Raw genomic sequence first — 10,804 nt, 5'->3', positions numbered from 1 at the left:
GGGCTTTTTTATTTTTATGTGTGCTAATAATGTTAGTATCTTTGGCCGGACAAATAAAATACATGCACAATCCCCTGGCGCTTTTATCTATTGAGTTGATCATGTCGTTAACGAAGCATCATTTTGTTGCTTTCGTAAGACAAAGCTATCCGCGGGGGATGGATCCGGGAGATACGGAAACGATGGAAACCTTTCTGATTACGCCTCACAAAGACCTGGCATCGGCAAACGACCACATGCAGCATATTGCCGCAGATCACAGGAGGCATTTGTATTATATCGGTATCCCGGAGGAAATGGAAAAACTGCTGATGGCCGCTTCACAGCCTAAAGGATACAAGGTGTATGTAGCCCTGCTGAAAGACCGGAAATGGAAAGGGGGCGCACAACTGGAGCCGAAACTCAAACGCTATCTGCAAGCCAATACCAGGTGGAGAGGAAAGGATGGGGAAATGGTGGCCGATCTTTATTTACACTATGGAGAACTGATGCTGAAAGTGGTAAACCCTTTCGGGGAAATCAGTATCCCGTTAAGTGACATAGAAAAATTTGATACGGATAAAGGCCAGACCTGAGTAACAGACCGGCTGCCGGGTAGCTCCCCCCTGAGGCGGAACTACCCGGTGGAGCGGTCGAAACAGTTAGCAGTCAAAAGTCCTGATTACCGTAGTGGTGGGATGAGTGATCTTTTTCTGCTGTTGATCCATCTGTGAGTTGGCGGCATTTAACCTGGCTACTTTAATAGCACCCAGCTTCATTTTTTGTGCATTCTTCTTTTTCATACGAATATGTATTTAGTGAACAATTGAATTGATCTGTTTTTTGGAGATGGCCAGCATGGATTCATAATACCTGCTGAGAAAATGATAGATCACCAGCTCATGTTTACGCTGGTTGGATAAGAGGATCCTGTTAAGGAACATATGGATATAGCTGCAAAGCAGATCGTCGGAATTGCTAAGATGAGCGCCTTTAAGTTGAGCTCTTATGCCGGCAGATCGGGTTTGAAAACACGCCACAGCGGCTTCAATACCATGGTGGCCATCCTGTGTGGGATCAAGGATGCCGCTTACGTTCCGCATTTCTTCCCTGTACTTGTCGTTCAACTGAACAAGCAAGGATTTCTCTCCCCCAAATTCTTCAAAGAAACTTTTCTGCAGCATTTTTAGCAGCGCCGATTTTGCCGGCAGCGTATACCCGAAATCATCCAGCAGCATATTTACGCCTCTTAATGCCAGCATCCACCGGTAATTTTCTCCTTCTTCTTCTTCCAGCAGGTCAAGGATACTCACCACACATTCACTGTCGTAATGAAATATGGCTTCGCTAAGGAGCATGGTATGCGCGCCATAGCGTTCTATCTCTCTTTCGTAAGTATCGATTTGTATCCGGTATACTTGCTCCTGGCTGGTATTTCCGGACAGCGCAGCATATAGCCGTTCCAGCACTGCGCTCCAGAAATGTTTGTTTTCATGATGATGGAACCTGATCCGCAGATGATGTTCGGGATCGGTATAACGGATAAAGAACCATTGGTCAATGATCCCTTCCTGCATCAGTTCCTGCGTTAGCGGCAATATCTTTTCTTTCAGGATGGTTTCCGCGCTCCTGGTGCCGGCATATAGTTTTACATACAGCCATTCGCTGCCGGTAATAAACTTTCGTGTGGGCGTAACCGTAAGTGAGGTAATGGTTCCTGTTGTTTGCTTTTTTTCTTTTCCGGAAGATATATTCCTGAGAGGAATAATAAATTCATTGGTATGCGGGCCATCAGGGCCGTTTACCCAGCAATTGCCGGGCGTATGAAGGAACTCCTGCAAAGTAACCTGTTCTTTTTTCAGCAGGGTGGTTACCAGCAGATGCACCGCTACTTCATTGTCCAGGTCGGCCGGCAGTTCATTGTCGCCTTCCTTTACCACTACATAACGGGGGAGGTTAAGCCGGGTGCTTATCTCCCTGAAAATCTCCATATAACTATCCGGTGATGCTTTGGCTAATGCCGGGTATGTTTTTTTATGGAGCATCCAGGTGCTTTTGCTAAGGATGATATTGCCATACTGCACACGCGGATAAAAAGTGATATCGCCGGGAATTTGCCAATGCCAGCCAATGCCGGTATGATAGTCCTGGAACTGGAGGTCGCACAGGAATTTATATACCGGTAAGCCCTGCCGGTAGTTGTGGGCAGTGCTGAGCCTTGGCACAATGATTTTATTCAGCCGCCGGGAGCGCAGCACCACTTTGTTGCGCTGTACGCTTACCATGAGATCGGAGAGGTGTAGCTGATATTCCTCCGGGGCCAGGCTGTTGGCCAGGTACACAATTTCGTACTCCCGTAACCGTGGCCGCATGAGGATATTGCCGGTCCGGGATTCGGGCAGGTGGATCACCTCTGCATAGATCTTCCCAGGATCGCCGGCTTCCTCGGCCTGTAAACAGGCTTTTATGTGGGTGGCCAGCTGTTCATCGCCATGACAGAACCTTCCCAGCAAATTGGCTGCCGACGGGCCGCTGCAGCCATTCATATCAAAGAGATAATCGCCGTTGTCGATAGCGGCGGCGCTGCTGCTTAAAATACTTCCCATCAGGTACATACTGTGGGGGAGGGCCGGTGTTTCCTTTTCCCGGAAGCCGTCCAGTTGCTCGCGGGTAAGTGTGATCACTGACCTGTTTTCCTGCAGGCATTGCTGTAGCTGCTGCAGCTGGAAGTCCTGCATTTTACTGCGGGCGCCTGTAGCTGCGGTATTATTGGCCGGAATGTGAATATTGTCTACCAGCGGCGTGTGGTCGGTATTACGCTGGCTATGTGCGCCGTAGCCGATACCTGCTTCGGTATCAAGCGCCAGGCTGAGCGGGATCTCCTGTTCTTCATACCGTTGCCGGAATGCATCGCAAAACTGCCGCAGGTCGCTGTTGTTGTCGTTGCTTGCCAGTTTCCAGAGTTGCGCCACCTGGGCAGAAAGTTCATTGATAACGGTATGGCTCAGGGTGTTTTTGGCGGTGGACAGGAAGAGGTCTGTTTGCACCAGGTCTTTATTACTGGTTTCAGTTAGCAGCGATTGCACCAGCTCATGCGTGGCAGTATACTTGTGAACGCCCGTTTGCTGTAGTTGCAGCATACTTTGTATGGCTTCCAGTGCTGTTACCGTTTCCGCTGTGTGCTGTAGTTTTTTTAACCTGTTTACCAGGTGCACAAAAAATTCCTCCCCGGTAACAGTGGGTTCCAACTCGCTCACCAGCAACTGGTGCTGCAACAGTTCTTCTGTAAACGCAGCGGCTTCTTCATACGAGATATCATCTGCCTCGCTTACGATGCAGTTGCGTATATCCGTTAGCGTAGCACCGCGGGTTGCCGTTTCCAGCATTTTCTCCAGGTAGTGGCTGTAGTTTACGGCGGTGAGGTAATAATTGCGGATCTTATTTTTAACGCTGTAGGCGGCGTAGCGGTATTGGGCGCCTGCAGTGTATAAAGAATTATTGGGATAAAAAAGCAGTTGCTCCCTGACAGCGGGTATGGCCGTAATAGCCGCAGAAAGTTCTGCCACATAGTTCATGTCCAGGCGGCAATGTTTTTTATGCTGCTCTTTATCGTTTAGCTCAATGGCGGTATGATCGGATAGCCCGCCTGTGGCGCAGCCCGCAAAAAGACCGTAGGGCGTGCAGCGGCTGCTCATCCTCAGCAGGTAACGGTACAGTGCAGCAGCCAGCTTGTGGTTCTCATTCCCGGCGGCCAGCCATTTCTGCAGCTCCTGGTATAATTCCGGGGAAGCAATATAAATGGCTTCCTGCAGGAATCCGTCCTGGAAAATAGCTTTGATAACTGGTGCAAGGGAGGCGTTGTTGATATGGTGTAATTGAGTGACAATATTCACTGGTAACAGCGGCGTTCTTACCACATAGAAGTTTTCAGCTCTGATCATGGCGCTAGGTCAACATTAAAAACTGAAGGTAATTTTTTCTCCCTTAACAGGGTATCACGTAAAACCGGTAAAAATCATGTTTAAACATCTTTGCCCAAAAAATCACGTTTTTCCGTGATCTCCGTTTTCTTACTTTCTCCCTACATTTATCATCCTGTAATCTTATAAAACCTGTATTTCAAATGGCCCTATTATATTGAACCTGCCAATTCTTATGTCTATTATTTTTCAACCATAAACATTTGCGAAATGAGAAAAACACCTGTAAAAAAACTGGCCCTGGGTAAATTAAAAGTGGCTAAACTCAGCATCAGCAGCCAGGAACAAGCCGATGCCAAAGCGCCTACATACACCGGCTGCAGCCTGATGATGAAATGTACACCTCCTATTTCCAAAGATCCTTGCTTTTAATTTAAATTGAAAAACCATGAAAAAAACCGGTAAGAAATTGAGCCTCGGTAAAATCAAAGTAGCCGATCTCAGCAAAGTAAATATGGAGAACAGGGAAGCAGCGCAATTGATCCAGTCGCTTGCCTGTGTGCCCAGCATTAAGATCACCTGCTTAAGCCAGGGTGCACCCGTATGCAGCGAGGATTCCTGTATATTCTGATTTCATCACTTTATTGCTAAAAATCCTGTGTTATGAAAAAATCAACAGGCAAAAAACTCAATCTGGGTAAAATAAAAGTTGCCAGTCTTTCCAACGCAGCAGGACCGCAACAGATGGCCGCCACCGTGGGCACCTGTTCCGTTCTTTGCTCCCTCCGGATCTGTACAGACAATATCAGCCAGGGTGCACCTATCTGCAGCCTCGACTCCTGTCGCTACTGATCCGTCAATAATCACAGCAATCTGATTGTATGGCAAAATACGTATGGCATTATGCCTGCGTGTTTTGCCATTATATATTTTATTACGCAATTCAATTTATGGATCAACAGCAAGAGGCTACCGCAGTACTGCAAAGGATTTGCACTGCACTGGACCCATTTATCCTGGAAGATACCAACACCAGCTTGCTGGGCGGATATACCGGCGTAGCTTTGTTTTATGCCTATTATTATCAGCTCACCGGTAAGGAAGAACACCTGGACAATGTTCATTACATCATTAAAAAATGCCTCCGGGCATTATCTGAAGAACCCATGAACGGTTCGCACTGCAGCGGTATTGCCGGTGTAGCATGGTGCATACGGCACCTGGTGGCAATGGGTTTCATTGAAGCAGATGATACGGAAGATATTTTTGCAGACATCGATCCGCTGGTAGCTCAATTCATGACAGCAGAATTAGCGGAGGAACGGAACGATTTCCTGCATCATGGCCTGGGTACCGCCCTTTATTTTTTGGAGCGTTTGCCCGCACCCATAGCAGTTGCACAGCTGGAAAACCTGGTGACCCGCCTGGAAGAAAGCGCCATCACCTTAGCAGGTGGTATTGCCTGGAAAGATCATTTCTCCGGTAAAAGCCAGCAACACCCGGATGAAAACCTGTTTAATCTTGGCCTCGCGCATGGCGTGCCCGCTATCATTGCAGTGTTGGCACGTTGTTATGAGAAAGGCATTGCAAAAGAACGCAGTCGCCTGCTTATCGATAACAGTATTCAATGGTTGCTGCGTACCCGGAATATGGCGGCGGTGAACACACATTCCCGTTTCCCCACCGTTGTAAATGCCGCCAATGAGGCGATGGGCGATGCACATAGCAGGCTGGGCTGGTGCTATGGCGATCTTGGTATTGCCGTTATGCTGCAGGGTGCGGGGAAACGCCTTGATAACAGCAGCTACCAGGAAGCAGCACAGCAGCTTTTTAATCACATTATCAGTCACAGGAACCTGACAAACGGCGCCGTGCACGATGGTTGCTTATGTCATGGCAGCGCGGGTATTGCCCACATACTTCAGCAAGCCGGGCTGGCCGCTGCGGATCCTGTATTGTTAAACGCCTCCCGCTACTGGTGGCAGCATACCCTGCAAATGAACACCTGGGACGATGGTCCCGCAGGGTATAAATTTTATCATCACCCGGAGTATATCAGCAGCTATAATGTACTGGAAGGAATTGCCGGTATCGGGCTGTCGCTGATCAGCTTCGTAGATAGCAGTATCAAACCTGCATGGGGAGAATGTATGCTGATAGATTAAACTTGTCTTGATTTTTTTACTATATTACATACCTAGTAAATGAGCATTTTCAGTTGTTCGCCCGATTTTATTTATGCCATCGCATACACGTTACAGCAAACAGAAAAACCATGATCCGTTTATATTTTGTTGATGATCATCCATTGATACTCGAAGGATTGCGATCTTTACTAAGAATGGAAGAAGATATTCAGCTAGCAGGCGAAACCAGGAACGGCGTTTCCTGTCTTCACTTTTTGGATCAGCACACGGCTGATGTTGTTTTACTGGATACCTTGCTGCCCGATATCAGTGGCGCAGAACTTTGTGCCTGCATTAAAAAACGCTATCCCGGTATTGCCGTACTGGGACTAAGTTATCATAAAAACGACAATGGCATTGCCGGTATGCTCGATAGCGGCGCCAGTGGCTGCCTGATGAAAAATGCTGATAAGGAAGAGCTGCTGCGTGCCATACACGATGTATATTCCGGGCGCACCTATCTTTCGGCAGAATTAAAACAGGCGCTCAGCAAAGACCTGCTGCCGCTGCATATTACCAAAAGAGAAAAGGAAGTGCTGTGGCTCATCGCCAACGGACACACCAATCATGAAATTGCGGAAAAGCTATTTATCAGTTCAGATACGGTAGATAGTCATCGCCGGAACCTGCTTGGCAAATTCAATGCACGGAACACTGCCATGCTAATAAAGTGCGCAGTGGATAATAAGGTGCTGATCTAGCCAGGCTCGTGCATGTAACCAGGGATTTTTTTCACAGCAGTGAGATCATTTTTTACATCCTGTAGAAATTTTTGCCTGTAAAATAACGGAAAGCCTCCCTTTTTCGCTGGCACGGTTTTTCGACAGTTATAATCAGATGTTTCAGAATGGGGTGGTCTGGTAAAACAGATCTGAGATCATACCCAAGTACCTGATCTGGGTAATGCCAGCGTAGGAAAACAGAAACAACTAACAGCTCCGGCCAAAACCGGAGCTTTTTTTTATGCCTTTACTGCAGGCAGCGACAACAACGGGATATTGGAATCATACGCCAGCTTTTTTGAAATGCTGTTGTGGAAGAAAGATGCCAGGAACCCCAGTTTTTTGGGAACTACAATAATGATGGAAGCATGATGCTGGTTGGCGTATGAAAGAATGCCCTCTACCGTATTATCTTCATTGATATAATCAAAAGCAGCATTATACTGATCAAAAATTTTATGCAGGCTGGCAATAGATTCTTTGGTTTCTACCACATAACTTTCACCGGCAGTTTTATCCACATTTACTACCTGCACCTTTACATCCGGAAAAGCATCCAGAAATTCATACAGCTGATGTGCCGGTATAGACGCATGATCTTTCAGATCTGTAGTAAAAACCATGGAGTTGATGGGTTTGCCGATCACCGTGCTGTTGGGCACTATTAGCACGGGTACTGTACTTTCCCGGATCAGCATGGAGGTAGTGCTGCCAAGTAATAACTTTTCCAGGCCGGAGCGTCCTGAAACGCCCATTACTATTATATCTATTTCTTCACTTTTACATAAGCCCGCAATGTGTACAGGAAGAGAAACATCTTCCGCCATGAGGTCTATTCTTACCTGTTTTGTGAGCGCGGATAAGCGGTCCTGTTGCAGGCCCAGGCTTTCCATACTTTCCAGGTATACCTGCTGGTCGTTCGCTGTATTGGCTACGGGTAAATCGGTGCCTATAACGGAGCTTTGGTAAGCATGATACAATACGATCCGGCTGATTTGGAGGGGATTCACCAGTTGGGCTGCATATTCTGTTGCCCGGAAGGCATTTTCTGAAAAATCCGTCAGGATGAGCATTGTTTTCATATGCGTGAATTTTGGTGCAAACAAGTTAGTACGAAATTACTGCCAATAACTGAATGAACAATTTAAACTGCCTTATATTCAGGGAAAATTAACACCCGTAATGTTCGTTTTTGCACGGGGAAGTGTTCATATTTGAACAGAAAGGGTCAGGTTCTTCTCCCTAAACCCGCCATGGTATTGATCCGGTTGTATGGCATTTGTTTTGGCCGGAAGGATATGCATATTTAATGACATATCGTTGTAATTAACTCAAACTATGATCAGCACCTACTTTAAAATTGCCTGGCGCAGCCTTTCCAGGAGTAAAATGTACTCTCTGATCAATATTGTTGGCTTAACAGTTGGCATTGCCTGTTGTATCCTGATTGTGCTGTATGTGAAAGATGAATTGTCGTACGACAAATACCACAGGAACTATAATGAGATTTACCGGGTATTGCATGCCTACCGCGAGCAATCAGACCGGCCGTTGCCTCCTCCAGGTCCGGGAGAATACCAGGTATGGGGGAATGCCCCTGTAGCGCCGGCATTGAAGGCCGATTTCCCGGAAATAAGGGAAACCGCCCGCTTTACCAGTCCTGTTACCTTGTTATTACAACACAACGATAAACGTTTCCAGGAAAGTAGCCTCGTTTTTGCCGATTCCACCCTATTTGACCTGTTCAGCTGGAAGATGCTGTACGGCAACCGTAACACCGCATTGGCCGCGCCTAACAGCATTGTGCTTACAGAAAGCCTGGCCAGCAAATATTTCGGAGACAGCAACCCGGTAGGGCAGGTGTTTAAAACAGACGACAATAATGCGCTTACTGTTACCGGTGTAATGGAAGATGTGCCATCCAACTCACATTTTACTTTTACCGGATTATTGTCGATGAGCACTTTTTACCGCAACCGGCCGGAGATCTTTAATGAATGGGGATATGTGGACTTCTACACGTACTTCCTGCTCAATAAAAATGCAGATATCAGGACATTGCAGGCAAGGGTGCCTGCATTTTTAAAAAGACATATTCCCGGAGAGCCTAATTATGCGATTGCATTTGAACCGTTGAAAGATGCCTACCTGCGTTCGGCCGCTATGCGGCAGCCCGGCGCCACCGGTAGCCTGGCGAATGTGTATATTTTTTCGCTGGTAGCTGCTTTTATTCTTTTCATTGCAGGGATCAACTTTATAAATCTTACCACTGCGCGTTCTATGGAAAGAGCCAGGGAAATAGGCGTTCGTAAGGCGGTGGGCGCCCATCAGCAAAGTTTAATATTACAATATCTCGTGGAAGCCGTTGTTATTTCCATGTTGGCTACCCTGCTGGCATTTGCGTTGGTATTTGTTTTATTGCCGATGGTACGTAATATGTCCGGGAAACCATTGCCATATACGGATCTTTTGTCGTGGAAGATGATAGTGGTGTTAATACTCACGCCGTTTTTAGTAGGCATTCCTGCAGGCATTTATCCTGCGTTGGTACTGTCGCGTTTTAAACCTGCGCTGGTATTAAAAGGCAAGTTTCATTCATCGGATAAAGGTATTCAGCTGCGAAAGGGCCTGGTAATATTCCAGTTTAGCTTGTCCATTGCACTGATTGCCTGCACCGCCATCGTGTTCTCCCAGTTGGATCACCTGCGGTCGCACAACCTTGGCTTCCGCCAGGATCAGATGCTGGTAATTGATTATGGCGGCGACGCTGAAGTGAATAAAAATATAGAGGCGGTAAAGGCTACGTTAGCCAGCAATCCTGCAGTGTTAGCAATCACCGCTTCCCGGGCAGTGCCGGGAGAATTTTTCCCGAATGCGCATACCGTTATAGCTTCCCGCAGCGGGGAAATGGTACCATTTGGACCGGGGTTATATGAAATAGATGTTGACTTTTTACCGGCATATGAAATGAAGATGGCTGCCGGCAGGGCATACTCCCGCGATTTCCCCGCAGATATGGAGCAGTCGATGGTGATTAATGAAGCCGCTGCAAAACAATGGGGCTATGCTGATCCAAAGGAGATCATAGGGAAAAATTTTGAGCAATGGGGACGTAAAGGCACAGTTATCGGTGTAGTAAAAGATTTTAATTACCAGTCGTTACACAAAAAAGTGGAGCCGCTGGCACTGCGGATGGCGCCATCCGAAATGCTCAACAGGTTATCTGTGCGGATCAAAACCGCGCAGATAAGCAAAACAATTTCGGAGCTGGAGCATACCTGGAATGCCCTGGAACCACAACGGCCTTTTAAATACAGCTTCCTTGACCAGGCATTTAACGAACAATACCTGAAAGATGTACGCTTTGGAGAAATTTTTGCCGCATTTGGTACACTCACGATATTCATTGCCTGTCTTGGTTTATTCGGACTGGCTACCTTCTCTACAGAAAAACGTTTGAAAGAGATCGGCATCCGCAAAGTGCTGGGTGCTTCCATTACCAGCATTGTTGGTTTATTATCCGGCGATTTTATCAAGCTGGTGTTGGTGGCCATCCTGATAGCCACACCGCTTGGCTGGTGGGGCATGCATCGCTGGCTGAATGGCTTTGCCTACAGGGTGGATATCCACTGGTGGACTTTCGGTATGGCAGGACTGGCGGCAGTGCTGATTGCATTGCTGACAGTAGGTTTCCTGGCGTTGAAGGCCGCGAGGATGAATCCTGTGAAATCGCTGAAGGCGGAGTAAAATTGTTGATTGATCAGTTAGTTAGAAGCGGTGGGGGGAACTCCGCCGCTTTTAGATTGTTGTTGTGCAAATGTTAATGCTGCTTTCTATAATGAAAATCAGGAGAATATAACTATTCCCCTAATTTTCACTATATTCATACCCTCATTTTCCACCTCTCAAAATAACCACCCATGGAACCCTTATTCAACCTACTATCTCAGTTAGGTCCCATTTCTGAAGACCTTAAATCACAGATCTCCGCCAGACT

10 protein-coding genes and 1 riboswitch are annotated in these 10,804 nt (G+C 47.0%); of the genes, 7 read left to right on the top strand and 3 right to left on the bottom strand.

Going from position 1 to position 10,804, the window contains the following annotated elements; all coding sequences use genetic code 11:
• Positions 1–62: 62 nt before the first annotated feature.
• The gene (locus VN105_RS08735) at positions 63–575 is read left to right on the top strand and encodes a hypothetical protein (protein WP_325639926.1); all 513 of its coding nucleotides are present in this window, start codon (positions 63–65) and stop codon (positions 573–575) included.
• A gap of 66 nt (positions 576–641) precedes the next feature.
• Here the strand turns inward: VN105_RS08735 and VN105_RS08730 are convergent, their stop codons facing one another.
• Positions 642–782, bottom strand: coding sequence for a hypothetical protein (locus VN105_RS08730; RefSeq protein ID WP_325639925.1), 141 nt, complete (start codon positions 780–782; stop codon positions 642–644).
• Positions 783–794: 12 nt separating this feature from the next.
• On the bottom strand, positions 795–3,920 hold the full coding sequence (locus VN105_RS08725; RefSeq protein WP_325639923.1) for a lantibiotic dehydratase: 3,126 nt from the start codon (positions 3,918–3,920) through the stop codon (positions 795–797).
• 249 nt (positions 3,921–4,169) lie between these two features.
• Between VN105_RS08725 and VN105_RS08720 the strand changes: the two genes are divergently transcribed.
• The 5 genes from VN105_RS08720 (at position 4,170) to VN105_RS08700 (ending at position 6,786) form a co-directional block, all read left to right on the top strand.
• The gene (locus tag VN105_RS08720) at positions 4,170–4,331 is read left to right on the top strand and encodes a hypothetical protein (RefSeq protein WP_325639921.1); all 162 of its coding nucleotides are present in this window, start codon (positions 4,170–4,172) and stop codon (positions 4,329–4,331) included.
• A 16-nt stretch (positions 4,332–4,347) separates the two neighbouring features.
• The gene (locus VN105_RS08715; RefSeq protein WP_325639919.1) at positions 4,348–4,530 is read left to right on the top strand and encodes a hypothetical protein; all 183 of its coding nucleotides are present in this window, start codon (positions 4,348–4,350) and stop codon (positions 4,528–4,530) included.
• 32 nt (positions 4,531–4,562) lie between these two features.
• Positions 4,563–4,751, top strand: coding sequence for a hypothetical protein (locus VN105_RS08710; RefSeq protein WP_325639917.1), 189 nt, complete (start codon positions 4,563–4,565; stop codon positions 4,749–4,751).
• A gap of 98 nt (positions 4,752–4,849) precedes the next feature.
• Positions 4,850–6,064, top strand: a complete 1,215-nt coding sequence (locus tag VN105_RS08705) for a lanthionine synthetase C family protein (RefSeq protein WP_325639915.1) — start codon at positions 4,850–4,852, stop codon at positions 6,062–6,064.
• A 110-nt stretch (positions 6,065–6,174) separates the two neighbouring features.
• On the top strand, positions 6,175–6,786 hold the full coding sequence (locus tag VN105_RS08700; RefSeq protein WP_325639913.1) for a response regulator transcription factor: 612 nt from the start codon (positions 6,175–6,177) through the stop codon (positions 6,784–6,786).
• A 137-nt stretch (positions 6,787–6,923) separates the two neighbouring features.
• Positions 6,924–7,020: riboswitch (TPP riboswitch) on the top strand.
• A 26-nt stretch (positions 7,021–7,046) separates the two neighbouring features.
• Here the strand turns inward: VN105_RS08700 and VN105_RS08695 are convergent.
• Positions 7,047–7,889, bottom strand: coding sequence for a universal stress protein (locus tag VN105_RS08695; protein ID WP_325639911.1), 843 nt, complete (start codon positions 7,887–7,889; stop codon positions 7,047–7,049).
• A gap of 256 nt (positions 7,890–8,145) precedes the next feature.
• On the opposite strand from VN105_RS08695, the gene VN105_RS08690 reads away from it, so the two are divergent.
• Positions 8,146–10,554, top strand: coding sequence for an ABC transporter permease (locus tag VN105_RS08690; protein WP_325639909.1), 2,409 nt, complete (start codon positions 8,146–8,148; stop codon positions 10,552–10,554).
• Positions 10,555–10,804 lie beyond the last annotated feature (250 nt).

Origin of the sequence: Chitinophaga sp., from assembly GCF_035564935.1 — a bacterium.
Lineage (GTDB): Bacteria > Bacteroidota > Bacteroidia > Chitinophagales > Chitinophagaceae > Chitinophaga.
The sequence above is the reverse complement of the archived record's forward strand: the minus strand, read 5'-3'. Positions and strand labels throughout refer to the sequence as shown.